At 62.6% G+C, this 22970-nt stretch carries 24 protein-coding genes; 11 read left to right on the forward strand and 13 right to left on the reverse strand.

Annotation, left to right across the window (positions count from 1 at the left end; all coding sequences use genetic code 11):
* The 7 genes from NLY43_RS22935 (at position 1) to NLY43_RS22965 (ending at position 6697) form a co-directional block, all read left to right on the forward strand.
* Positions 1 to 684: a TetR/AcrR family transcriptional regulator gene (locus NLY43_RS22935; RefSeq protein ID WP_023712292.1), complete on the forward strand. Its 684-nt coding sequence runs from the start codon at positions 1 to 3 to the stop codon at positions 682 to 684.
* 359 nt (positions 685 to 1043) lie between these two features.
* A complete protein-coding gene (locus NLY43_RS22940; RefSeq protein ID WP_023669849.1) occupies positions 1044 to 2360 on the forward strand; it encodes an ABC transporter substrate-binding protein in 1317 nt (438 codons plus the stop codon).
* A 67-nt stretch (positions 2361 to 2427) separates the two neighbouring features.
* The gene (locus NLY43_RS22945; RefSeq protein ID WP_023682997.1) at positions 2428 to 3333 is read left to right on the forward strand and encodes a carbohydrate ABC transporter permease; all 906 of its coding nucleotides are present in this window, start codon (positions 2428 to 2430) and stop codon (positions 3331 to 3333) included.
* A 1-nt stretch (position 3334) separates the two neighbouring features.
* Positions 3335 to 4294, forward strand: coding sequence for a carbohydrate ABC transporter permease (locus NLY43_RS22950; protein ID WP_023682998.1), 960 nt, complete (start codon positions 3335 to 3337; stop codon positions 4292 to 4294).
* A complete protein-coding gene (locus NLY43_RS22955; RefSeq protein ID WP_023669846.1) occupies positions 4291 to 4512 on the forward strand; it encodes a hypothetical protein in 222 nt (73 codons plus the stop codon). The genes NLY43_RS22950 and NLY43_RS22955 overlap by 4 nt, the downstream gene beginning before the upstream one ends.
* On the forward strand, positions 4509 to 5612 hold the full coding sequence (locus tag NLY43_RS22960) for an ABC transporter ATP-binding protein (RefSeq protein ID WP_023683000.1): 1104 nt from the start codon (positions 4509 to 4511) through the stop codon (positions 5610 to 5612). The genes NLY43_RS22955 and NLY43_RS22960 overlap by 4 nt, the downstream gene beginning before the upstream one ends.
* A complete protein-coding gene (locus NLY43_RS22965) occupies positions 5612 to 6697 on the forward strand; it encodes an ABC transporter ATP-binding protein (RefSeq protein ID WP_023686632.1) in 1086 nt (361 codons plus the stop codon). Before NLY43_RS22960 ends, NLY43_RS22965 begins: the two co-directional genes overlap by 1 nt.
* 27 nt (positions 6698 to 6724) lie before the next feature.
* Here NLY43_RS22965 and NLY43_RS22970 read toward each other — a convergent pair whose 3' ends face one another.
* Both NLY43_RS22970 and NLY43_RS22975 read right to left on the reverse strand, forming a co-directional pair.
* The gene (locus NLY43_RS22970; protein WP_031199561.1) at positions 6725 to 7135 is read right to left on the reverse strand and encodes a DUF4437 domain-containing protein; all 411 of its coding nucleotides are present in this window, start codon (positions 7133 to 7135) and stop codon (positions 6725 to 6727) included.
* A 218-nt stretch (positions 7136 to 7353) separates the two neighbouring features.
* Positions 7354 to 7701, reverse strand: coding sequence for a GFA family protein (locus NLY43_RS22975; protein ID WP_023669842.1), 348 nt, complete (start codon positions 7699 to 7701; stop codon positions 7354 to 7356).
* 116 nt (positions 7702 to 7817) lie between these two features.
* On the opposite strand from NLY43_RS22975, the gene NLY43_RS22980 reads away from it, so the two are divergent.
* Positions 7818 to 9113 (forward strand): amidase, encoded by a 1296-nt coding sequence (locus NLY43_RS22980; protein WP_023713450.1) that lies wholly within the window; start codon positions 7818 to 7820, stop codon positions 9111 to 9113.
* Between the two features lie 22 nt (positions 9114 to 9135).
* On the opposite strand, the gene NLY43_RS22985 is transcribed toward NLY43_RS22980, so the two are convergent.
* The 5 genes from NLY43_RS22985 to NLY43_RS23005 form a co-directional block, all read right to left on the reverse strand.
* Positions 9136 to 9513, reverse strand: coding sequence for a hypothetical protein (locus tag NLY43_RS22985; RefSeq protein WP_023712296.1), 378 nt, complete (start codon positions 9511 to 9513; stop codon positions 9136 to 9138).
* 3 nt (positions 9514 to 9516) lie between these two features.
* Positions 9517 to 10497, reverse strand: coding sequence for an NAD(P)-dependent oxidoreductase (locus tag NLY43_RS22990; protein WP_023712297.1), 981 nt, complete (start codon positions 10495 to 10497; stop codon positions 9517 to 9519).
* Positions 10498 to 10582: 85 nt separating this feature from the next.
* Positions 10583 to 11299: a FadR/GntR family transcriptional regulator gene (locus NLY43_RS22995; protein ID WP_023686625.1), complete on the reverse strand. Its 717-nt coding sequence runs from the start codon at positions 11297 to 11299 to the stop codon at positions 10583 to 10585.
* Positions 11300 to 11301: 2 nt separating this feature from the next.
* Positions 11302 to 12471, reverse strand: a complete 1170-nt coding sequence (locus NLY43_RS23000) for a mandelate racemase/muconate lactonizing enzyme family protein (protein ID WP_023700157.1) — start codon at positions 12469 to 12471, stop codon at positions 11302 to 11304.
* A 9-nt stretch (positions 12472 to 12480) separates the two neighbouring features.
* Positions 12481 to 13368, reverse strand: a complete 888-nt coding sequence (locus tag NLY43_RS23005; RefSeq protein ID WP_023669836.1) for a sugar phosphate isomerase/epimerase family protein — start codon at positions 13366 to 13368, stop codon at positions 12481 to 12483.
* 398 nt (positions 13369 to 13766) lie between these two features.
* On the opposite strand from NLY43_RS23005, the gene NLY43_RS23010 reads away from it, so the two are divergent.
* The 3 genes from NLY43_RS23010 to NLY43_RS23020 all read left to right on the forward strand — a co-directional run bounded on the left by NLY43_RS23010 (position 13767) and on the right by NLY43_RS23020 (position 17003).
* Positions 13767 to 14822: a sugar phosphate isomerase/epimerase family protein gene (locus NLY43_RS23010; protein ID WP_023683011.1), complete on the forward strand. Its 1056-nt coding sequence runs from the start codon at positions 13767 to 13769 to the stop codon at positions 14820 to 14822.
* Positions 14823 to 14840: 18 nt separating this feature from the next.
* The gene (locus NLY43_RS23015) at positions 14841 to 16028 is read left to right on the forward strand and encodes a Gfo/Idh/MocA family protein (protein WP_023683012.1); all 1188 of its coding nucleotides are present in this window, start codon (positions 14841 to 14843) and stop codon (positions 16026 to 16028) included.
* A 123-nt stretch (positions 16029 to 16151) separates the two neighbouring features.
* Positions 16152 to 17003, forward strand: coding sequence for a sugar phosphate isomerase/epimerase family protein (locus tag NLY43_RS23020; RefSeq protein ID WP_023669833.1), 852 nt, complete (start codon positions 16152 to 16154; stop codon positions 17001 to 17003).
* Positions 17004 to 17083: 80 nt separating this feature from the next.
* Here the strand turns inward: NLY43_RS23020 and phnE (NLY43_RS23025) are convergent, their stop codons facing one another.
* The 6 genes from phnE (NLY43_RS23025) to phnL form a co-directional block, all read right to left on the reverse strand.
* On the reverse strand, positions 17084 to 18451 hold the full coding sequence (gene phnE, locus NLY43_RS23025; RefSeq protein WP_023712299.1) for a phosphonate ABC transporter, permease protein PhnE: 1368 nt from the start codon (positions 18449 to 18451) through the stop codon (positions 17084 to 17086).
* A complete protein-coding gene (gene phnE / locus NLY43_RS23030; RefSeq protein ID WP_023669831.1) occupies positions 18452 to 19408 on the reverse strand; it encodes a phosphonate ABC transporter, permease protein PhnE in 957 nt (318 codons plus the stop codon).
* A gap of 56 nt (positions 19409 to 19464) precedes the next feature.
* Positions 19465 to 20373 carry a phosphonate ABC transporter substrate-binding protein gene (gene phnD / locus NLY43_RS23035; RefSeq protein ID WP_023698997.1) on the reverse strand — a complete coding sequence of 303 codons (909 nt, stop codon included), beginning with the start codon at positions 20371 to 20373 and terminating at the stop codon, positions 19465 to 19467.
* A gap of 148 nt (positions 20374 to 20521) precedes the next feature.
* Positions 20522 to 21379 carry a phosphonate ABC transporter ATP-binding protein gene (phnC, locus tag NLY43_RS23040; RefSeq protein WP_023712300.1) on the reverse strand — a complete coding sequence of 286 codons (858 nt, stop codon included), beginning with the start codon at positions 21377 to 21379 and terminating at the stop codon, positions 20522 to 20524.
* 130 nt (positions 21380 to 21509) lie between these two features.
* Positions 21510 to 22127: a DapH/DapD/GlmU-related protein gene (locus NLY43_RS23045; RefSeq protein WP_023669828.1), complete on the reverse strand. Its 618-nt coding sequence runs from the start codon at positions 22125 to 22127 to the stop codon at positions 21510 to 21512.
* The gene (phnL, locus tag NLY43_RS23050) at positions 22124 to 22831 is read right to left on the reverse strand and encodes a phosphonate C-P lyase system protein PhnL (RefSeq protein WP_023712301.1); all 708 of its coding nucleotides are present in this window, start codon (positions 22829 to 22831) and stop codon (positions 22124 to 22126) included. Before phnL ends, NLY43_RS23045 begins: the two co-directional genes overlap by 4 nt.
* Between the last annotated feature and the right edge of the window lie 139 nt (positions 22832 to 22970).

Consider the following 22970-nt stretch of genomic DNA (forward strand, 5'->3'; position numbering starts at 1 on the left):
ATGGAAGTCTCACGTCAACAAGCCGCTGGGAACGACGACGCCAACGAGGCTGCCGAACGCGGCCCGCGGGCCCGCACAAAACGGCTGATGCTGGAGACGGCGACGCGGCTGATGCAGGCGGGCGTCACCCCGTCTGTCAGCGAAGTCGCGGAGGCGGCGCAAGTGTCGCGCGCCACCGCCTATCGCTATTTCCCAAGCCAGGCAGCCCTGGTGCAGGCGGTGGTCGACGAGGGGCTTGGGCCGATCCTGACCTGGCAATCGACGTCCACCGATGCCGGGCGCCGCGTCGCCGAACTGTTCGACACCGCCATGCCGCGCATCGAGGCTTTCGAGGCAACTTTCAAGGCGGCGCTGAAACTGTCGCTCGACCAATGGGCGCAGCGGCAGGCGGGCACGTTGGACGGCGAGCCGCAATTCACGCGCGGACATCGCGTCCAGCTGCTGAAGGATGCCATCGCACCGCTCAAGGGCCGGCTGCCGCCGCGCGAGTTCAAGCGCCTGGCGCAGGTGCTGTCGATGATGTTCGGCGTCGAAGTGCTGATCGTGCTGAAGGATATATGGGGGCTCGATAGCCGCGGCATGCGGTCGGTCGCGCAATGGGCGGCGGGCGCCCTTGTGCGCGCCGCGGTGGCGGAATCAACGGCTGAAACCGATGCGGTCCGGCCAGAGGCGTTGGCGAAATAGCGCCAATCTGGTTCGACCAGATTTGGATGCGCACTATTGATGTTAACCGGGATGGCGGTGCCGAAACAAGGCTCTCCTATATCAACGAGTAGGAAAATTCAGGGAAAACAGTCGGATACATGAAGAATCCGGTTATGCAAGGTCCGGTGGTGGTCCAAGAAAGAGCTTGACGGCTATCCAAAATTGGTAATACCAGATCAGGACAGAAAAAGCGGATCGAAAGTGAGAGCTGCGATCCAGTTTCCGGCAAAGCGAGGAGGCTTGGAACCGGAAAGGTGCGATCTCGGGAGGAACTACCAGGCCGGCTTCACCGCCGGCTAGCATGACAAGGTAGAATGCGCACAAGGGAGGAAATCATTATGCGCAAGACAATGACCAGCCTGCTTGCTGGTATCGGCTTAGTACTTGCCTGCGGAACGTCCGTCTACGCGCAGGACAAGGAGCTCACCATCTTTTGGGCGGAATGGGATCCGGCCAATTATCTGCAGGAACTCGGCAACGAGTACGAGAAGGAAACCGGCGTCAAGATCACGGTGGAAACCACGCCCTGGTCCGACTTCCAGACCAAGGCTTTCACCGAGTTCAACGCCCATGGCGACGCCTATGATATGGTCGTCGGCGACTCGCAATGGCTCGGCGCCGGCTCGACCGGCGGCCACTATGTCGACCTGACCGACTTCTTCAACAAGCACAAGCTTGGCGAAGTGATGGCGCCGGCAACGGTGAAATATTACGCCGAGTATCCGGGCGGCAGCAGCAAGTACTGGGCGATCCCGCTCGAAGGCGACGCTGTCGGCTGGTCCTATCGCAAGGACTGGTTCGAGGACCCGAAGGAAAAGGAAGCCTTCAAGGCCAAGTACGGCTACGATCTCGACGTGCCGAAGGATTTCAAGGCGCTGCGCGACATCGCGGAGTTCTTCTACCGGCCGGATCAGAAGCGATACGGCATCGCCATCTACACCGACAATTCCTATGACGCGATGGCGATGGGCTTCGAAAACGCGCTGTTCTCCTTCGGCGGCGAACTGGGTGACTACAAGACCTACAAGGTCGACGGCTTCATCAACTCCGACAAGGCAATCGCCGCACTCGACGCCTACAAGGAACTCTACACGTTCACGCCTCCGGGCTGGGCCAAGTCGTTCTTCGTGGAGGACAATCAGGCGATCACCGAAAACCTGGCCGCGATGAGCATGAACTACTTCGCGTTCTTCCCCTCGCTGATCAACGAGGCGTCGAACCCGAACGCCAAGAACACCGGCTTCTTCGCCAATCCTCCAGGCCCGAACGGCGATCAGTTCGCCGCACTCGGCGGTCAGGGCATCTCGATCGTTTCCTACTCCAAGAAGCAGGAAGAGGCGACGAAGTTCCTTGAATGGTTCATCAAGGACGAGACCCAGAAGAAGTGGGCGGCGCTCGGCGGCTACACCTGCAGCGCCGCCGTGCTCAAGTCGGAGGAGTTCCAGAACGCCACGCCGTACAACAAGGCCTTCTACGAGACCATGTTCAAGGTGAAGGACTTCTGGGCGGTGCCGGAATATGCCGAGCTGCTGCAGCAGCTCAACCAGCGCGTCTATCCCTACATGATCGGCGGCGAAGGCACCGCCAAGGAAACGCTGGACGCCCTCGCAGGCGACTGGAACGCGACGTTCAAGAAATACGGCCGCGGCCAATAAGCAGCTTTTCTCGCGGAGGAGGCATCCGTGCCTCCTCCGTTCTTTTTTCCGAAACGGGAGCAGGGTCTTGGCGACCACGATGATCACCACGCTGGACACTTCCTCGCGGGCCGCTGCACGCGGCTTGAGCGACATGTCGATCCGCAACCTCTTCATAATCCCGACGATCCTGTTCCTGATCGTCTTCAACATTTTCCCGCTGATCTATTCGCTGGGCTATTCCTTCACCGATTTCCGCGCGTCGACCAACGCGCCGGCGAATTTCGTCGGGCTGCAGAATTATCGCGACCTGCTCAACGACCCTTATGTCTGGTCCAACTTCGCCATCACCGCGAAGTACGTCATCATCTCGGTCGCGGGTCAGCTGCTCGTCGGCTTCGGCGTGGCCATGCTGCTCAACCGGGATATTCCCCTCAAGGGTCTCATCACAACGCTGCTGCTGCTGCCGATGATGCTGTCGATGGCCGTCGTCGGTCTGTTCTGGAAACTGCTCTATGATCCGTCATGGGGGGTCATCAACTATGCGCTTGGCCTCGGCAATTTCGAGTGGCTGGCCGACCCCAAGATGGCGCTCTATGCGGTTGCGCTAACCGACATCTGGATGTGGTCGCCCTTCGTCATGCTGTTGTCGCTGGCCGGTCTTTCAGCGGTGCCGAAGCATCTCTACGAAGCAGCGGCGATCGACCGCGCCGGACCGTTCTACACCTTCTTCCGCATCACGCTGCCGCTGGTCGCGCCGATCCTGATGATCGCGGTCATCTTCCGCACCATGGAAGCGTTCAAGACCTTCGACCTCGCCTATATCCTGACCAGCCAGCCGACGGCCGAGCTGATCTCGATCCGGCTGTACAAGATGGCGTTCCAGGAATGGCAGACCGGGCGCTCCTGCGCGCTCGCCTACATCGTGCTGATCATGGTGCTGGCCATCACCAACATCTACGTCAAGTACCTCAACAAGGTGAAGGAGCGCTGAGATGGCCGCCGTCCGCACTTCTTCCGAAATAGGCTTCAATCGCGTCGCCATCGTCGCCGTCCTTTTGGTGACGATCATCTTCCTGGCGCCGATCTACTGGATCGCCTCGACGGCGTTCAAGCCGCGCAATCTTGCCACGACCATCCCGCCGACGGTGGTGTTCCAGCCCGAGATATCGCCGTTCGTCAAGCTGTTCACCAAGCGCTCGCAGATGCGCAACCCGCCGTCGCCGGAAGAGTATGCGGCGGCACCCTGGTGGGAACGTGTCGTCTTCGATGGCGGTGAAAAGATCGTGCGCGACGGCAAGGGCCAGGTGCAATGGTCGGGCTATCCGAGCCGCTTCATGAACTCGCTGATCATTGCCATCACCTCGACGGTGCTGGCTGTCGGCATGGGTACCTTCACCGCCTACGGCTTCTCGCGCTTCAAGGTGAAGGGGGAGGCGGATCTGCTCTTCTTCATCCTGTCGACGCGCATGCTGCCGCCGGTGGTGGTCGCGATCCCGATGTTCCTGATGTACCGGGCCGTCGGCCTCAACGATTCCCATATCGGGCTGATCATCCTTTATACCGCCTTCAACCTGTCCTTTTCGGTGTGGCTGATGAAGGGGTTCATGGACGAGATCCCGAAGGAGTATGAAGAGGCAGCGCTGGTCGACGGCTACACCCGCATGGAAGCCTTCTTCAAGATCGTGCTGCCGGAGGCCGCCACCGGCATCGCCGCGACCGCGGTTTTCTGCTTCATCACGGCGTGGAACGAGTATGCTTTCGCGCTGATCATGACCAACCGCCGCGCCCAGACGGCGCCGCCCTTCATCCCCAGCCAGGTCGGCGCCGGCCTGCCCGACTGGACGGTGATCGCCGCCGGAACCTTCCTGTTCCTGCTGCCGGTCGCAATCTTCACCTTCCTGCTCCGCAACCATTTGCTGCGCGGCATGTCCTTCGGAGCGATCCGCAAATGAGCTTTCGAGCCATCAACCAGAAATATCTCGAACCGGGGTCTCAGGTGCTGATGGTCCTCGGCATCATCGCGCTTTGCCAGCCGTGGAACCTGCTGCTGCACAGCTATGGCGTGACCATCATCCTGATCGGCCTGATCGGCTTCAACATCACCTCGAAGATCGCGCCGGCGGAGAAGGCCGGTACCGGCCAGGTGCGCAATCCGGGAGCAGAGCATTGACCCAGATTGAGCTTCGCGGCGTCCAGAAATTCTTCGGTGCGGTCCAGGTCATCAAGGACCTCAACCTCAAGATCGACGACAACGAGTTCATCGTGCTGCTCGGTCAGTCGGGTTGCGGCAAGACGACGACATTGAGGGCGGTTGCCGGGCTGGAGACGATCGACGGCGGTGACATCCTCATCGACGGCAAGCCGGTGCAACACCTCAAGGCCGCCGACCGCGACATCGCCATGGTGTTCCAGTCGTTCTCGCTCTACCCGCATATGAGCGTCTATGAGAACATTGCTTTTCCCTTGCGCGCGACGCGCAAGAGCAAGGCCGAGATCGATAGCGAGGTGCGCTCGGTCGCCAAGACGCTGCAGATCACGGAACTGCTGGCCAAGAAGCCGTCGGCGCTGTCGGGCGGCGACATGCAGCGTGTGGCCATCGGCCGGGCTCTGGTGCGGCGGCCGAAGGCGATGCTGATGGACGAGCCGATCGGCGCCCTCGACGCCAAGCTGCGCGAAGAGATGCGGGCCGAGATCAAGCGGCTGCACATCAAACAGGGCTCGACCACTATCTATGTCACGCACGACCAGATCGAGGCGATGAGCCTCGCCGACCGCATCGTGATCATGCATGAGGGCGTGCTGCAGCAGGTCGGTTCGCCTGACGAGGTCTATTCGCATCCGGCCAATCTGTTCGTGGCGCAGTTCGTCGGCAGCCCGGTGATGAACGTCGCCGATGCGGCGATCGCCGAGACCGCATCGGCGGCCTCGGTCACCGTCGGTGGCGCTGCCGCCGGCTTCGAATTTCCGCGCACGCTTTTGTCCAAGCTCAACGGCCATGCCGGCGGCCAGCTGGCGCTCGGCATCCGGCCCGAAGGCGTGCTGGTGCGCCATGAAGCAGCGGAGGGTTTCTTGCCGGTCGAGACACAGATCGTCGAGCCGCTCGGCTCGTTCGACATTGTCGATCTCAAGGTCGGCTCCAAGATGCTGCGCGCGCGCACCAAGAGCGGCTTCGTCGGCGGCCCGGGCGAAAAGGTCTTCGCCAGGATCGATCCGACGCAAGCACATTTCTTCGACACGGCAAGCGGCAAGTCGCTTGAGGTGAGGCTCTGATGGCTCATATCCAGCTCAAGAATATTTCCAAGAGCTTCGGCAACCACACCGCACTGACCGGGCTCGATCTCGAGATCGCCGATGGCGAGTTCTTCGTGCTGCTCGGCGAGACCGGCGCCGGCAAGACGACGACGCTGCGCATGATCGCGGGTCTGGAAAAGCCGACCGAGGGTCAGGTGTTCATCAACGGCGTCGACGTCGCCGACTGGGGTGCGGCCGAGCGCGACGTGGCGCTGGTGCTTCAGCAATATTCGCTCTATCCGCGCTATACGGTCCGCGAAAATCTCGAATTCCCGCTGAAGCCGAAGATCCGTCGGCTGCCGGATGCCGAGATCAAGGACCGTGTTGCACGAGCGGCCAAGACACTGCGGATCGAGCATCTGCTCGACCGCAAGACCGACCGCCTTTCAGGCGGCGAAATGCAGCGCGTCTCTATCGGGCGCGCCATCGTGCGCAAGCCGCGCGTGTTCCTGATGGACGAACCGCTGTCGGCGCTCGACGCCAAACTGCGCGAGGCGCTGCGCACGGAACTGAAGAACCTGCAGATCCAGCTTGGCGCCACCTTCCTGTTCGTCACCCACGACCAGATCGAGGCGATGTCGATGGGCGACAAGGTGGGCGTGCTCAACCATGGCCGCATCATCCAGACCGGCACGCCGCACGAGATCTATAACAATCCGCGCGATACCTATGTGGCGAGCTTCGTCGGCTCGCCGCCGATGAACCTGATCGATGGCAAGCTGGTCAACGGCCGCGCGGTGATGGCGCCGCTGAATTTCGAACTGCCTTTCTCTGGGGGTGCCAAGGCGGGCGGTGCGACCGACGGTCGCCCGCTCGTCTTCGGTATTCGACCTGAGGATGTGTATCTTGAAAGCGGTGCGCCGGTCGAGGCACGCGTCCACGATGTCGAGAACCATGGCGTGGAAAAGATCCTGACTCTGCGGGTCGGCGACACGACGCTGCGCGCCACGGTGCCGGCCAGAACCGATGTCCAGATCGAGCAGCCGGTGCGCTTTGCCTGGAATCAGGACAAGGTGGTGCTGTTCGACAAGGGCAGCGGCGTGAGCTTGCGGCACGCCAGCTAGTTGCGGTCGAACGACGGCGCCGCCTGACTATTTCTGGAAGTAGGTCTCGTAAGGCGTATCGTTGATCAGCAGGATCACGCACTCCGTCTCTGAGAGGCAGGCGTCGTCGTGCATCTCGTTGGCCTTCTGGGTCCAGTAGGATCCCGGCGGCAATTCGACCTTCGTCGCTTCGCCGCCGTCCATTTGCCAATGCGCCCACAGTCCCTTGATGACCAACGCGCGATAGTCGGCGGTGTGCGCGTGAACCGGCGCGCGCCAGTTGCCGGGAACTTTCAGCAAGGTGCCCGCCGGGCCTTTGGCCCGGTCACCCCACAACGGGCCAAGGCGATGCGGCTGGTCTGGCACTTCGGCGACATAGGGGAACTTGTCGGCCGGGAGATAGCTGTCCTCGAGGGCAAAGGCGCGAGCGGGAAAGACGCAAGAAACGGCGAGCGCCAGAAACGCGCCGTCTTCGGCGGCCTGGTGGTCGACAATGCCGGTGTGGCCAGCGCCTTCGCCTATTTGTGGCGCTGCGACCTTGCTGGCGGCGATCGTTGTGTTCGCGCGCGGCCCTAAGCGCGTCGAATAGCCGATAGCCATCCTTGGCTAAAGCAGCGGGCCCGAGAACTATCAAGGTTTTCGGGGCGTTGCTTTTGTGGTGAGAGGCTACCGTAGGGTCAGACCGCGCGGCCGTCGAAGTCGAAGACCGGCAGGCCGGTGGGATCGAAATCGGCGACGCAGTTGAGGTTGATGTAGGCGCTGCGTTCGCTGCCCTGACTGACATCCTCGGCAAAGGGATGGATGCCGCAGGTGCGGCAGAAGCGATGCGCCATTGCATGATTGCCGAATGTGTAGGTGCCGAGATCGTCGCCCCACGCCAGCACCGTCAGGCTGTCATGCGGGATGGCGGCCAACAGCGCGCCCTTGCGCGAGCAGATCGAACAATTGCACCGCACGGCGCCGGTCAGCTGCGCCTTGAATTCGAACGCAACCTTGCCGCAGTGGCAGCTGCCTTTGTACAGCATCAGTCCCTTCCTATCGCTGGCAGGTGCAAAGGCACGCTGTCCGGGCTATTCCTTCCGCTGACCTAGCGGCCCATATGCCTTAAAGACGCTCCACCTTGACGGAATCCGACATCGACATGCAATCAATCCGCGATCGTCTCGAGATCATCCTGTCACGTCTTGCCAGTTGCGCGGCAGGCGAGAAGGTGTTCACCAAACTCTATGCCGAGGCGGCGCGCGCAGCGGCCGAGGCCACCGATGCGCGCAAGAAGGCCGGCGTATCGCTCGGGCCGCTCGACGGCGCCATCATCTCGATCAAGGATCTGTTCGATGTCGCCGGCGAGCCGACCACGGCCGGGTCGCTGATGCTGAGGGACACCGCGCCCCGTCGGCACGACGCTGCGGTCGTCAACCGTCTGCGCCAGGCCGGCGCCGTCATCATCGGCAAGACCAACATGACCGAATTCGCCTTCACCGCTATCGGCGACAACATGCACTACGGCACACCGGGCAATGCCGCCGACACCAGCCGCATTCCAGGCGGTTCGTCGTCGGGCGCCGCCGTGTCCGTTGGCGAGGGGACGAGCGACATTTCCATCGGCTCCGACACCGGCGGTTCGGTGCGCATCCCGGCATCGCTGAACGGCGTCGTCGGTTTCAAGCCGACGGCGCGGCGCGTGCCGCTGACTGGTGCCTATCCCCTTTCCGCGACGCTGGATTCGATCGGGCCGCTGGCGCTGAGTGTTGCTGCGTGTGCCCTGGCTGACGCCGCGATGACGGGCGAGCAGATGCCGCAACTGCACCTGCCGTTAGCGCTTGCCGGGCTTCGTGTCGGCATTCCGCGCGGCCTGCTTTTCGAAGACACGGAAACGGAGATTGCCGCCGCATTCGATCGCAGCCTTGCCGGGATCGAGCAGGCAGGCGCGTGGCTCACGGACATTTCGATCGACGACCTCATTGCCGATCTGCGCCTGGCCACCAAACGCGGCTCGATCGCGGCCATGGAAGGTTCTGAAATCCATGCCGACTGGCTGGCGACGGGCGCATCGGTGCCGGTCGATCCCCATGTCAGCGGGCCGCTGTCGCGGGCGGCGGCCATACCGACGCCGGTTTATATCAGGGCAATGCGTCGTCGCGCGGCACTGTGCATAGCCATGGACGAGCGGTTGGGTTCGGTCGATGTGCTAGCTCTGCCGACCACGCCGGTGACAGCGCCGACTATCGTTTCGATGGCCGAGGATACGGCTCTGCGTGAACGCACCGAAGGTCTGCTGCTGCGCAATACCCAGGTCGCCAACCAGTTCGACCTCTGCGCGATCTCGCTGCCGATGCCCGGCATGACGCTGCCGGCCGGACTGATGCTGGTGGCGCGCAATGGCCACGACCACCATCTGCTGCGCATCGCGGCTGAAGTCGAGCGGCTGCTCCGATAGGCAGCGAGCCGTAGGTCGGCAGTCAACGTGCCGCGCAGCGCTTGCGCTCGCTTTTCTTGGAGGAGCGTTCGATTTTGGTAACGACCAGCATCGGCGGATCGTTCGGCTGGCCGCGATGCTGGATCGATCCTCCGACGACGAGTTTTCCAGCATAAAGCTTGTCGGAGAGGTCAGGTGCCGATCTGTCCAGCGGCGGCAATTCCGTAGTGTTGAGCTCCACGCCTTTAACGACATTGCCGGTGGTCAGATCCAGCGCATTGCCTGACGGGCAGGGCGCCATCATGCAGACGATCCCATTGCTGCAATAGACATAATCGCTGCTTTGTGCCGCCGCGAGCGAAGGTAAGGCCACGATCGACGACACTGCCAGAACCAGAGATGCGAAGCGAAAACCGGACATGGTTCACGCGTCCGCCGGGAACCGTCTGCGGTAATGCTCGACCACGTCGGGATTGCGCAGATTGACAGGCAGCCGGTTGGCCAGCACCAGCAAGGTCTCGCCGGCCGCGCCCACGCCCATGCGCATCATCGATTGCTCGGTAATCCCCGCCATATGCGGGGTGACGATAACATTGTCGAAACCGAAATAGGGATGGTTTGCCGGCAGCGGCTGCGTGGCAAAGACGTCGAGTGCGGCGCCGCCGATCCGGTCTTGGCGCAAGGCCTCGATCAGCGCCTCGTCGTCGATCACCGGTCCGCGCGAAATGTTGATCAAAAGCGCGTCCGGCTTCATGCGGGCAATGCGTTCGCGGCTGATCAGGCCGCGCGTTTCCGGCGTCAGCGGGCAGCAGAGCACGATGATGTCGCTCTGTTCGATCAGCGCATCGATCGACAGGAAGCCGATCCTGTCGGGCGCCGGCTGCATGCTGCGGGTCGTCGCCACGACGTCGAGGCCGAAGCCGTGCGCGGCGATATGGGCGACCGCCTGACCGATGGCGCCGAAGCCGATGATGCCGATGGTCTTGCCGGCAAGCTCGCTGGCATGGCTGGCGTGGTCGCGGCCGGCATTCCAGCCCTTGGCGCGCAAGTCGCGGTCGACCGAACGGAAGCGCCGAAGCAGGGCAAGGGCCGCGAACATCACATATTCAGCGACCGAACGCGCATTGACCGCCGGCACGTTGGCGACCAGCACGCCGGCCGCGGCCGCGGCCTCCATCGGCACCATGTCGAGCCCGGCGCCGTGGCGGACCGCTGCTCTGAGTTTCGTGGCGTTTTCGAACAGCGACGGCGGCAGCGGTGCGCGAACGATGATGACGTCGGCATGCTTCGCCTCGGCGGTCAGCGTTGCCGCATCAAGCGCTGAGGCGACGACGAGTTCACCGGCGCCCGCCAGCATTACGGAGGCACGCGGATGCAGCGTGTGCGTCGACAGGATTCTGGGCATGGGGCTCTCGCTAGTCGCAATTCTCAAAGGAAAGCGCCGCGCGCTTTTCCCAGAAAAACCGTTTCACACCTTTCCTGGAATTGCACTAGACCTTCTCAAGTGCCAGGCTTTGCGCTTGCGCCTCCCGGCCCTCGATGATCCCCTTCCAGTAGCTTTCCGCGCCTTGCAGGTGGGCGCTCATCAGCGCCTGGGCGAGATTGCCGTCGCGACGCAGCAGCGCCTCGTAGATCTGGATATGCTCGGCATGCGAGCGCACTGAGCGCTCGGGATCGTTGAAGTAGATCGGCAGCCGCTGCTCGCCCATCAGGTAATAGACACTGCAGATATTGTGGAAGACGCCGTTCTTGGTCGCCCGCACGATTTCGAGGTGGAATTCGCGGTCTTCCTTGGCGAGGCCTTCGCCGGCGGCGATGCACTCCTCCGAGGCTTTCAGGATCTCCCGCAGGCGTTCGAAATTCTCTTCAGTGGCGCGGGAACAGGCAAGTTCGGCGGCCTTTATCTCGTGGATCTTGCGCAGTTCGACGGTCTCGTAGATTTGCACCGGGTCGAGCGGCAGGCCGGCACGGGCAAACAGCGCCAGCGCCTCGACACTGGCCTGCCTGGTGTCGACATAGATGCCGGATTTGGCGCGGCGCTCGACGATGCGCATGGCCTCGAGGATGGCCAGCGCCTCGCGGATCTGGCCGCGGCTGACGACGAAATGCTCCGCCAGTTCGCGCTCCGAAGGCGTGCGGCCGGTCTCCTTGTCCGAATGGGCGAAGAGATAGGCGGCGAGTTCGGCGAGAAGGTTCTTTTCTTTCATCGTCAACCGCGTTGCGCGTGCGCCTCCAGGAACCGCTCCGAAATGGTGAATCCCAGACCCGGCTTTTCAGGGATCGCTATCATACCGTCCCTTGCTTCGACAGTCTCTTCGATAAGATCGTGGATCATGGGGTTGGCGCCGAGCGAATATTCGACGGTAAAACTGGCAGGCGAGGCCGCACAAACATGCAGGCCGGCGAAAAAGCATGGCGCGCCGGCCCACAGATGCGGGGCAAAGCGCAGATTGAAGGCACTGGCGATGGTGCCGATCTTCATCGCCTCGCTGATACCGCCGCAAAAGGCCGGATCCGGCTGGAAGATGTCGGCGGATTTCAGCACCGCGAGATCGCGGAAGGCGTAGCGCGTCGCTTCGCTTTCGCCGGTGGCGATCGGGATCGAGCCCGAGGCGCGCACCTCGGCCATACCAGCCTTGTCGTCGGCGATAACAGGCTCCTCGAACCAGGCGAGGTCGAGATCGCTGGCCAGGCTGATGAAGCGCTTGGCCTCGGCCACCGTATAGGTGCCGTGCGCGTCGACCATCAACTCGACGTCAGGACCGAGCGCCTGCCGTGCGGCGCGGACGCGGGCGGCGGAAATGTGCGGGGCGCCGTCCATGGCGCCGACGCGCATCTTCAGCGCCCTGAAGCCGCCTTTGGCGATGTAGGATTTGAGCTGCTCGCCGATAGCCTCGGCGGCAGCCCAGCCGCCGGAGGCGTAGGCCGGCATGCGGTCGAGCTTGCGGCCGCCGATGAGCCGCCACACCGGCTGTCCCAACGACTTCCCCAGAATATCCCAGAGCGCGATATCGACGGCGCTGATTGCCGCAATGCTCATGCCGCGCCGCGCCAGCTGCGGCATGGCATGGCCGGCGCGCGCGGCACTGTCATGGCGCACGCCGTTGTAGAGCATCTCCCAGATCATGCCGATGTCGGCGGGGTCGCGGCCGATCAGCTGCGGCCCGACCTCGTGATTCAGCATGTAGACCAGCGCACCATAGCTGCCGGCGCTGCCGGCGGCGTTCTTGCCCTCGCCCCAGCCGATCAGCCCGTCGTCAGTCTCAATGCGCAGGATGGCGGCGTCGAACGTCGTCACCTGGCCAAAGTCGCTGCGATGCTGCTTCGCGGCCTCAATCGGCACGCGGACCCACCACGCCTGGACCGTTTTGATGCGCATCCCGATCGGCTACTTGATCAGCGGCAGCAGCGTTTCGGCCGTGATGCGCATCTGGTCGGTGTAGAATTTCTCCGTCAGCACGCTGGAGCCGTGATCCTGGATGAACTTCAGCTGTTCGGGAGAAATGTCGACCGGATTCCGGTCGACCATGTCGGGATAGGGCGCGGCGGGTGTGCGGTCGACGGGCGCGACGAATTCGTTGGTCAGCGCGCCGTCATAGCCGACTTCCTTCAGCGTCTGCACGATCCGTGGCCAATCGATCTGGCCAAGGCCGGCGGCAAAGCGGTTGTTGTCGGCGACGTGGAAGTCGAACAGCCGTTTGCCGACCTGACGGATCGCGTCATGGACGTTAAATTCTTCCATATGGATGTGATAGGCGTCGAGGCAGACGCCGCATTCGGGGCTCACCGCATCGGCCAGGGCCAACGCCTGCGCGCCGCGGTTGAACAGATAGGTCTCGAAGCGGTTGAGCGGCTCGACCGCGATCTTGACGCCGACCTTCTTGGCATGGGTGAAGCATTCGCGGGTGGCGTCGACCACCCACTTCCATTCCTCTTCCTCGGTGCCGTCCGGTACCACTTTGCCGACGGTCGCGGGCACCAGCGTTATGATCTCGCCATCAAGTTCGCTGACCATGGTCAGCACGTCCTTGACGTACTGCACCGAGCGTTCGCGCTGGCCCTGGTCCCTGGCGGCAAGGTTGCGTTCGCCCAGCATCAGCGTCACCGACCCCCAGCAGCGGATGCCGTATTCTTTCAGCAGCGCGCGGGTCTCCTTGGTCTTGTATTGCTCGGGCTCGCCGGAAATCTCGATCGACTCGTAGCCGAATTTCTTGATGCGCTTCAGCGTCACCTCCAACGGTTCCGCGCGCATCCAGTTGTGCGTCGAAAGATGCATGGTCTATCCTTCCCAGAATTCGTCTGTGCCAGTTCGCCTGCGATGCCCCCCACAAGGCGCGTCGCGTGTTTCCTCCCCAAGGCGCTCCAGCGTTTTTGCGCAACTGGTTCGACCAATTGGGCCCTAATGGAGGTCTACAGCAATTTTTGTCGCGCGGCAAGAACCGCCGCCATGCGATATCGGCATCTGTGTACTGTATTGATTATGCTGGTATATATCGCCAAAAATGGAATGCCCTGGCAGCTTTGCGCGTGAGTCAAATGGCTTGACCCATTTCCGGTATTTGGTAATACCAGAATGCCATACGAGAATGCACATCACAAGAGACCAAAGAGGCTGGCCCTGCTTTCATCAGGCGCTATGCTTGGTCCTTGGAAAAATGAATTGGGAGGATGCCGATGCCGTCGACAATGAAGGGTCCGGGGCTGTTTCTGGCGCAGTTCGCGGGGGATACCGCGCCGTTCAATTCGCTGGCCTCGATCACCAAATGGGCGGCCGGTCTCGGTTACAAGGGCGTGCAGATCCCGACCTGGGATGCACGCCTGTTCGACCTCAAGAAGGCGGCGTCTTCCAAGACCTATTGCGACGAGGTGAAAGGCGTCTGCACTGATGCCGGCGTCGAGATCACCGAGCTGTCGACGCATCTTCAAGGGCAGCTGGTGGCGGTGCACCCGGCCTATGATGCCCAGTTCGACGGCTTTGCACCGCCTGCGGTGCACAACAACCCCAAGGCCAGGCAGAAATGGGCGGTCGAACAGATGGAGTTCGGCGCCAAGGCCTCGAAGAATCTTGGCCTGAAAACCTCGGTGACGTTTTCCGGCGCTCTGGCCTTCCCGTATCTCTATCCCTGGCCACAGCGGCCGGCCGGGCTGATCGAGGAGGCCTTTGCCGAACTCGGCAAGCGCTGGAAGCCGATCCTCGACGTCTATGACGAGAACGGCGTCGACGTCGGCTATGAGATCCATCCCGGCGAGGACATCTTCGACGGCGCCACCTTCGAGATGTTCCTCGACGCGGTTGGCGGTCACAAGCGCTGCAACATCAACTACGACCCGTCGCATTTCCTTTTGCAGCAGCTCGACTATCTCGAATTCATCGACATCTATCACGAGCGGATCAAGGCCTTCCATGCCAAGGATGCCGAGTTCAATCCGACGGGGCGGCAAGGCGTCTATTCCGGCTATCAGAGCTGGACCAATCGCGCCGGCCGCTTCCGCTCGCTTGGCGACGGGCAGGTCGATTTCGGCGGCATCTTCTCCAAGCTTACCCAGTATGGCTACGATTCCTGGGCGGTGCTGGAATGGGAGTGTTGCCTCAAGCATCCGGAGGACGGCGCGGCCGAAGGCGCGCCCTTCATCCAGCACCACATTATCCGGGTGACGGAAAAGGCCTTTGATGATTTCGCCGGCGGCACCACCGACAAGAAGATGCTGCGCGCCATGATGGGTATTTGACACAAGCAGGAGAAAGACATGGTCGGCGCATCGAAGTCGGAAGCGGGGGGCGGCCCGATCCGCTATGGTATGGTCGGCGGCGGCCAAGGCGCCTTCATCGGCGCGGTGCACCGGATCGCGGCGCGCATGGACAATGACTTCGTGCTGGTGGCCGGCGCCCTGTCGGCCAATCCCGAGCGCGCCAAGGCTTCCGCCGCCGAACTCGGTCTCGACCCGGCGCGCAGCTACGCCTCCTATGCCGAGATGGCCAAGGCCGAGGCCAAGCGCCCGGACGGCATCGAGGCGGTGGCGATCGTCACCCCCAACAATGTGCACGTGCCGGCGGCCAAGGTCTTCCTCGAGGCGGGCATCCACGTCATCTGCGACAAGCCGCTGGCGACGACTTTGGCCGAGGCCAAGAAGCTCGCGGCCGTGGTTGAAAAGACCGGCAAGGTGTTCGTGCTGACGCACAATTACACTGCCTATCCGATGATCCGGCAGGCGCGCGAGATGGTGGCCAAGGGGCAGCTTGGCGACATCCGCATCGTTCAGTCCGAGTACCCGCAGGACTGGCTGACCGAAGATCTTGCCGCCACCGGCCAGAAGCAGGCGGCGTGGCGCTCCGACCCCAAGCAGGCGGGCGCGGGCGGCGCGCTCGGCGACATCGGCACGCATGCCTACAATCTGGCGCGCTTCGTCTCGGGTCTGGAGCTCGATTCCCTGTCGGCCGATCTCGACGCTTTCGTGCCGGGGCGACTGCTCGACGACAATGTCAATGTCATGCTGCGCTTCAAGCCGGTCGGCAAGGTGCATCCGGCCAAGGGCATGATCTGGGCGAGCCAGGTGGCGCCGGGCCACGAGAACGGGCTGAAGCTGCGCATCTATGGCTCTAAAGGCGGGCTGGAATGGGTGCAGGCCGATCCGAACTATCTCTGGTACACGCCGTTTGGCCAGCCCAAGCAGCTGCTCACCCGCAACGGCGCCGGCGCGCTGCCAGTTGCGGGACGCGTCAGCCGCGTTCCGTCTGGCCATCCGGAAGGCTATCTCGAAGGCTTCGCCAACATCTACCAGGAGGCGGCGCGGGCGATCCGCGCGGCACGCAAGAAGGGCGGCAAGCCGGGCAAGGACGTGGTGTTCCCGACCATCCAGGACGGCGTCGAAGGTATGGCGTTCATCGAGGCCTGCGTGAAGTCATCGAAGAAGAACGGGGCGTGGACGAAACTTTAGGTAGCGCCGGCGCCAAGTCTCTTCTCCCTTCGGGGAGAAGGTGGCCGCTAAGCGGCCGAATGAGGGCGCATGGTGCGAGGTGCGAAAGAAACCAGCGCGCCGTCAAATGGGGAGGGGCTGTCGATGAAAATCGGCATGTGCATGTTTTTGTGGACGACTTCCGTGTCTAAGAAACACGAGCCGTTGCTGCGCGACATCAAGGCGACCGGCTTCGACGGCGTCGAGATACCGATCTTCTCAGGCACGCCAGAGGACTACAAGAAGCTTGGCGATTTGCTCGACCGCATCGGGTTGGAGCGCACGGCTGTTACGGCGATGGGCGACCCGGCGATGAATCTGATTTCGCCGGATGCCGTGACCCGCAAGGCCGGCATCGGCTACATGAAATGGGCGATCGATTGCGCCCAGGCGCTCGGCGCGAGTACGCTGAGCGGGCCGCTGCATTCGACGCTCGGCGCCTTCTCCGGCAGCGGGCCGACCGCTGCCGAGAAGAAGCGCTCGATCGCCTCGCAGCGCGCCATTGGCGATCATGCCGGCAAGCGGAACGTTACCATCGGGTTGGAGGCGCTCAACCGTTTCGAGTGCTATCTGCTGAACACGATGGCCGATCTGTCCGAGCACGTCGATGCCATCGACCGGCCGCACATCAAGGCGATGTACGACACCTTCCACGCCAATATCGAGGAAGCCGACCCGATCGGCGCCTATACGAAGCACCGCAGGAATGTCGTGCACATCCACATTTCGGAGAACGATCGCGGCGTGCCGGGACGCGGGAACATTCCGTGGAAAGAGACTTTCGCGGCCATCCGCAAGAGCGGCTATGACGACTGGCTGACGATCGAGGCGTTTGGCAGGTCGCTGAAGGATCTGGCGGCGGCGACCAAGGTGTGGCGGGATTTTTCCGAGACGCCGGAAGCGGTTTATCGCGAGGGATACAGGCATATCAGGGATGGGTGGAAGCGGGCGGCTTAGCCGCGCCGCCCAAGGAGTGCTGCGTTCCTTCACACCCCCCACTGTCCGGCAGGACAGAGGGGGGTGCTGTCCCTCGCACGTCACCCCTCCTCGGCCTGCATCCTGTTGTAATCATGGATGGTCCGGCTGAGCCGGCGCCTCAGGAAATTCGAGATGTTGTCGAACACAAACACGACGAGCAGGATCAGCAGCACCATGTAGAAGACGTTGGCCCAGTTGGAATTGGTGCGCATGGCTTCCCAGAGTTTCAGGCCGATGCCGCCAGCGCCGACGGCGCCGATGATGGTGGCGCCTCTTGTGTTGGATTCCCACTGGTAGAGCGTCTGGCTGATGAAGACCGGGATCACTTCCGGCATGACCCCATAGCGCTGCACCAGCAGGCCGTTGGCGCCGGTCGACTTGATGCCCTCGCGCGGTTTGTCGTCGATGTTTTCCAGGCTTTCCGAATAGATTTTGCCGAGCGTGCCTATTTCGGTGAAGAAGATCGCGGCGCTGCCGGCGAGCGGTCCCGGGCCGAAGGCGCGGGTGAAGAACAGCGCCCAGATCAGCATGTCGACCGATCGCATGAAATCGAAGAAGCGCTTGAGCACCTGGCCGAACAATCCGCTCGGCGTGATGTTGCGGGCGGCGAAGAAGGCGAGCGGGAAGGCGACGAGGCCGCCGAGCAACGTGCCGAGAAAGGCCATGACGATGGTCTGCAGCAGTTTCGTCCAGACGTCGCCATGCTGCCACTGCGCATTGTTCCAGATGTTGTCGCCGGCGAGCGCGAGGTTCGAGGTGCCAGGCTTAAGTTCCGGTCCGGACCAGATCAGCGAGATCACTTCACTGGCCGATTTGCCGAAGAAGGGCGAGCGCGTGTCGAAGACGAAATTTGCCCAGCCGAAGAAGCGCTTGCGGACCTTGACGCGATCGACGGTGACGCGCACTTCGCCGACAAAGCCCATCCTGGCGACGATCTCGTCGTCATGCGCGGTGATCCAGCCAGGCACCGGACCTGTAATTACCGGCTTACCGCTGGTCAGCGCCACCGGCACCATCTCGCCATTGGCGACGATCGTCGCTTTGGTCTTGTCGAAGGTGACGGACCTGGCCGCGCCATCGATCAGGACGGTGAAGGTGCCATCCGCGTTCTTGACAACCCAGTCGGGATCTGGGTTCTCGCCGAGTGCTGAAAACCGCGGGTATTTCGGCGTGATTTCAGGCTGGTCGAGGCGGAATTCAGGCTGCAGATCGTAGCTGATCCATTGCGTCAGGAAGAGCGGCAGGCGCTCCCAATGCGAGTCGCGCATCACCTGCGGCAGGTTGAAAAACCACAAGGCGTAAACGAGGTAGAGCAGGATGCCGCCGAACAGGAACAGCGGCGCGAATCGCTTGTAGGCCGGCCGCCGAAAGATTTGCGGATAGCGTTCCTCGATCGACTGGACCTGATCAGTGGTCAAAGCGGTCATTTAAGCGCTCATCAGAAAAGCTTGCTCGCCGACCAGCTTGCGGCGCAGCCAGGCGGAGAACTGGTCGACGATGAAGATCGTCGTGAACAACAGCAGCACCAACGCCACCGTCTTGGCGCCGAAACCGCGCGATATCGAGAGCTTCAGTTCCTCGCCGATACCGCCGCCGCCGACGGCGCCGATAATGGTCGAGGCCCGCACGTTGATCTCGACGCGCAGCAATGTGTAGGACATGAAATTGGGCAGCACCTGCGGCAGGTCGGCGAAGCGCACGCGCTCGAACCAGTTGCCGCCGACCGCTCTCAGGCCCTCTTCGGCGCGCATGTCGATGTTCTCGTTGATTTCATAGAACAGCTTGCCGAGCGCGCCGATCGAATGCAGGCCGATGGCGATGATGGCTGCGATCGGCCCGGTCGAGACAATGGCGGCGAACAGGCCGGCAATGACGATTTCGGGAAAGGCGCGCAGCAATTCCATGAAGCGCTTGACGACGAGCCGCAGCGCCGGATGCGGCGTCAGGTTGCGCGCGGCGATGAACGAAAACGGCACGGCGAAGATGAAACCGATGAAAGTCGAGACCAGCGCCACGTTGAGTGTGGTCAGCATCAGCTCGAAATATTCGGGGATGTAGAAGCCGCCCCAGACATAGACGCGGCCGAGCGGGAAGTTGAACTCCTGGGTGCCGGTGTCATGCGGCGAGGCGATGTCGAACAGCGCCCGCCAGACGTCGTTCCAGTCCTTCGGGATCAGCCAGCTGAGGAAGTCGAATATATGCGGCAGCCGGTCCCAGAAGTGACCGGCATTGGCCTCGTCGGCGAACCACATGCTCGACAGCGTCGCCGCCAGCAGCAGGCCGATGCCGAGGATGGTATAAAGCCGCCGCAACGATATCTGGCGCTGCCAAGCGTTGGCTACCTGCAGGGTCGCGTTGGAGCGGGCTGTTGCTGAGATGGTCATGATCGGGACATGCAAAAAGGGCGGCGTTTTTCACGTCGCCCTTTCTGATTTTGCCGTCAGCCGCCGATGGCTGCCTTACGGGCTTCGACGATGACGTTGTAGAAGTCAGGCTTGACCGGGACGTAACCGGTGAAGTCGCCGCCTTCGACGCCTTCGAAACAGGCCTTGTCTTTCTTCGGCAGGTCGGTGAAGAAGGCGGCAAGCTTGGCGGTCATGTCGTCGCCGAGCGCGGTGCGCACGACCAGCGGGCCGTTCGGGATCAGGCCCGAGCGCCAGACTTCGACGAAGTCGTTGGGGTCGACGGCGCCCTTGGCGGTGACCTTGTGGAAGGTGCCGGAGGTGTAGCCGTTCTTGAAGTCGCCGATGCCGGAGGAATCGTCAACCGCAACGTCGACCTTGCCGTCGCGAACGGCGAGGATGTTGTTTTCATGGCCGCCATTGAACTGGGTCGAGGCGAAGTAGGCGTCGTTCGAGGCGCCGGTGTCCTTCGGGATCTGGGTCAGCGGGATCAGGTAGCCCGAGGTCGAGTCCGGATCGGCGTAGCCGAGCTTCTTGCCCTTGGCCGACTTGATGTCGGTAATGCCCGAAGACTTCAGCGCCAGGCCGATGGAATAATAGCCGGTGGCGCCGTCGGTCTGCTGGGTGGTGAGGACCGGGGTGACCGCCTTCGGGTCCTTGATGTAGACGCTGGCGTAGCCGGAAGCGCCGAGTTCGGCGAAGTCGAGCGTGCCGCCGAGCAGGCCCTGGATGACGCCGTCATAGTCGGCGGCGGGGAACAGCGAGACCTTTTCGAAGCCGAATTCGGTCTTCAGGTGATCGGCCAGGCACTGATAGTTGCGCAGGCGGTCGGTTTCGTTCTCTCCGCCGAGGATGCCGACGCGGAATTCCTTGAGGTCGGCCGCATGCGCGGCGCTGGTTGCCATGGCGAGAGCCGAAACGGCGCCGAATACCATCTTCCTGAACATTTGATGTCTCTCCTGTAAGTTCCGGCCCCGCGCCGGCAGCGTTCTTGATTTTTGCAAGTGCCCTTGACGCGGGCGGTCGATCCAGTGCGGCTCAGTTTTGGTCCATGATCTTTTCCGAAAACCGGTATCCACTTTTCGGGATCATGGATCAGTACCCGGGGAATGCGGGCTCGAGCGGGCTGGCGGATGCGGCGATCTTTTGCTTGTAGGCGATGCTGGTCGAGGTGATGGCCTCGGAGATATCGACGCCGTTGCCGTCGGCGCCATAGACCAGGCGCACGGCCTCGCGGTTGAGCGCTTCCGGCGGACCGTCGAAGACGATCTTGCCGGCAGCCATGCCGATGATGCGGTTGCAATAGGTGCGGGCGGTGTCCAGCGTGTGCAGATTGGTGACGACGGTGATGCCTTCGCGCAGGTTGATGTCCTGCAGCGAGTCCATCACCACCTTGGCGTTGAGCGGGTCGAGCGAAGCGATCGGCTCATCGGCGAGCAGCACCTTGGGCTGCTGCATCATGGCGCGGGCAATGGCGACGCGCTGCTGCTGGCCGCCAGACAGCGTGCCGGCTGGCTGCAGTGCGGTGCGGGCGATGTCGAGGCGCTCGAGTGCTGCAATCGCCTCAGCGCATTCGGCGCGGGTAAACATGCCGAGCAGGTTGGAAAAGGTCGAGCGATGATTGAGACGGCCGAGCAGCACATTGGTCAGCACATCGAGGCGCGGCACCAGGTTGAACTGCTGGAAGATCATGGCGCAGTCGCGCTGCCAGCGTCGCAGCGGCGAGCCACGCAGCCGCGAGACCTCGGCACCGTCAAAAAAAATCGATCCCTGGCTGGGGTCGATGAGACGGTTGATCATGCGGAGGAGGGTGGATTTGCCGGTGCCGGAACGACCGATGATGCCGACCATCTGGCCCTGCGGGATCGACAGGTCGATGGCGCTGACAGCGGTGTTCTTGCCAAATCGGCGCGAGACGCCGCGGATTTCGAGCGTGGCAGGGGTCGATAACATCGAAGAGTTCCAGACCTGAATTGATCGTCTGGTTCTCGCCTAGCGCAGCGACATGAACCTGCCATGTCATCACGATGTCAGTTTTGTTACGCTCCACAGCCGTGCGGCAAGTGGGGGTGGTCGCACCCGATCAGGCGCCGTATTTCTCGAGGAACGCGTCTGCCTCGAGTACGCGAAAATCGTCGAGCGCGGCGCGCAGCCTGGCGTGGTCCCAGTCCCACCAGGCGAGCGCCTGGTAGCGTTCGGCCGTGCGGCGATCGAAACGCTCGCGGATCGGCTTGGCTGGCACCCCGCCAACGATGGTGTAGGGCGCGACATCCTTCGACACCACAGCGCCGGCGCCTACGGCAGCACCATCGCCGACGGTGACGCCGGGCAGGATGGTCGAGCCGTGGCCGAGCCAGGTGTCGTGGCCGATGGAGACGCGTTTGGCGCGGCGCTGGGCGAAGAATTCTGTTTCGTGCTCGGCGTCGTCCCAATAGTCGGAGGCGCGATAGGTGAAGTGATGCAGCGTCGGCCGCCAGGTCGGGTGGTTTGTGGCGTTGATGCGCACGGCGGCGGCTATGTTGGAGAACTTGCCGATGGTCGCGCACCAGACGACGCAGTCCTGCATGATGTAGGAATAGTCGCCGAGGATGCTTTCGGACACGCGGCTGCGGTCGGCGATCTCTGTCCAGCGCCCCAATGTCGAGTTCTCGACCTGCGCCGTGGCGTGGACCAACGGCGCTTCCGATAGTTTCCTGCTCATGCAGCGATTTTTCCGGCGGCGAAAGAGGTCACGTCGATGATGCGATCGGCGACGGCGTCACGCACATCCGGGTCATGGAAGATGCCGAGCAAGGCGACACCGCCGGCCTTCTTGGCGGCGATCAACGCAACCACAACGTTGCGGTTTTTCGAATCGAGCGAAGCTGTCGGCTCGTCGAGCAGCAAGACCGGATGCTCGGTGATGAAGCCGCGCGCGATATTGACGCGCTGCTGCTCACCGCCCGAGAAAGTCGCCGGCGGCAGCGCCCAGAGCTTTTCCGGCAAATTGAGCTGCCCCAGCAAGGTGCGTGCTTTTTTTCGCGCGCTCTCGCGGTCCTCGCCGCGTTCGACCAGCGGCTCGGCGACCACGTCGAGCGCGGAGACGCGCGGCACGGTGCGCAGGAACTGGCTGACATAGCCGATCGTCTGGCGGCGCACGGAAAGCACCGTGCGCGGGCTGGCGATGGCGAGATCGATCAGGCCGCCCTCATGCTGAACGATGATCTGGCCTTCATCGACGGCATAATTGCCATAGAGCATTTTCAGGATCGAGCTTTTGCCGGCGCCGGAAGGCCCGCCGAGCACGGCGCATTCACCGGCCCGGATCGAGAATGAGACGCCGGCGACAACCGGCAATCTGATGCCGTCGCGCAGATGCATGGTGAAGCTTTTGGCGACGCCGGAAACAACGAGGGGCGTCGGCATCAGAAGGTTCTCCAATCGTTGTTCGTCCGCGGGCCAACACCCCCCTCTGCCTTGCCAGGCATCTCCCCCTCAAGGGGGGAGATTGGCTGTCGCGTTCGACTTCGCCATTCTTCTGCATCGTAGAAGGGGCGGGACATAA

The sequence above is a fragment of the Mesorhizobium sp. C416B genome (assembly GCF_030323165.1).
In the GTDB taxonomy this organism is placed as follows: Bacteria; Pseudomonadota; Alphaproteobacteria; order Rhizobiales; family Rhizobiaceae; genus Mesorhizobium.

Excerpts from the sequence above, each read along its gene's own strand:
- NLY43_RS23010 (WP_023683011.1), top strand. The coding sequence starts at position 13,767 with ATGCCGTCGACAATGAAGGGTCCGGGGCTGTTTCTGGCGCAGTTCGCG.
- NLY43_RS22995 (WP_023686625.1), bottom strand. The coding sequence starts at position 11,299 with ATGAAAGAAAAGAACCTTCTCGCCGAACTCGCCGCCTATCTCTTCGCC.
- NLY43_RS22965 (WP_023686632.1), top strand. The coding sequence starts at position 5,612 with ATGGCTCATATCCAGCTCAAGAATATTTCCAAGAGCTTCGGCAACCAC.
- phnL (WP_023712301.1), bottom strand. The coding sequence starts at position 22,831 with ATGCCGACGCCCCTCGTTGTTTCCGGCGTCGCCAAAAGCTTCACCATG.
- NLY43_RS23000 (WP_023700157.1), bottom strand. The coding sequence starts at position 12,471 with ATGCGCATCAAAACGGTCCAGGCGTGGTGGGTCCGCGTGCCGATTGAG.
- NLY43_RS22980 (WP_023713450.1), top strand. The coding sequence starts at position 7,818 with ATGCAATCAATCCGCGATCGTCTCGAGATCATCCTGTCACGTCTTGCC.
- NLY43_RS23015 (WP_023683012.1), top strand. The coding sequence starts at position 14,841 with ATGGTCGGCGCATCGAAGTCGGAAGCGGGGGGCGGCCCGATCCGCTAT.
- phnC (WP_023712300.1), bottom strand. The coding sequence starts at position 21,379 with ATGTTATCGACCCCTGCCACGCTCGAAATCCGCGGCGTCTCGCGCCGA.
- NLY43_RS22935 (WP_023712292.1), top strand. The coding sequence starts at position 1 with ATGGAAGTCTCACGTCAACAAGCCGCTGGGAACGACGACGCCAACGAG.
- phnE (WP_023712299.1), bottom strand. The coding sequence starts at position 18,451 with ATGACCGCTTTGACCACTGATCAGGTCCAGTCGATCGAGGAACGCTAT.
- NLY43_RS23005 (WP_023669836.1), bottom strand. The coding sequence starts at position 13,368 with ATGCATCTTTCGACGCACAACTGGATGCGCGCGGAACCGTTGGAGGTG.
- NLY43_RS22940 (WP_023669849.1), top strand. The coding sequence starts at position 1,044 with ATGCGCAAGACAATGACCAGCCTGCTTGCTGGTATCGGCTTAGTACTT.
- NLY43_RS22975 (WP_023669842.1), bottom strand. The coding sequence starts at position 7,701 with ATGCTGTACAAAGGCAGCTGCCACTGCGGCAAGGTTGCGTTCGAATTC.
- phnE (WP_023669831.1), bottom strand. The coding sequence starts at position 19,408 with ATGACCATCTCAGCAACAGCCCGCTCCAACGCGACCCTGCAGGTAGCC.
- NLY43_RS22955 (WP_023669846.1), top strand. The coding sequence starts at position 4,291 with ATGAGCTTTCGAGCCATCAACCAGAAATATCTCGAACCGGGGTCTCAG.
- NLY43_RS22990 (WP_023712297.1), bottom strand. The coding sequence starts at position 10,497 with ATGCCCAGAATCCTGTCGACGCACACGCTGCATCCGCGTGCCTCCGTA.
- NLY43_RS23045 (WP_023669828.1), bottom strand. The coding sequence starts at position 22,127 with ATGAGCAGGAAACTATCGGAAGCGCCGTTGGTCCACGCCACGGCGCAG.
- NLY43_RS23020 (WP_023669833.1), top strand. The coding sequence starts at position 16,152 with ATGAAAATCGGCATGTGCATGTTTTTGTGGACGACTTCCGTGTCTAAG.
- NLY43_RS22985 (WP_023712296.1), bottom strand. The coding sequence starts at position 9,513 with ATGTCCGGTTTTCGCTTCGCATCTCTGGTTCTGGCAGTGTCGTCGATC.
- phnD (WP_023698997.1), bottom strand. The coding sequence starts at position 20,373 with ATGTTCAGGAAGATGGTATTCGGCGCCGTTTCGGCTCTCGCCATGGCA.
- NLY43_RS22950 (WP_023682998.1), top strand. The coding sequence starts at position 3,335 with ATGGCCGCCGTCCGCACTTCTTCCGAAATAGGCTTCAATCGCGTCGCC.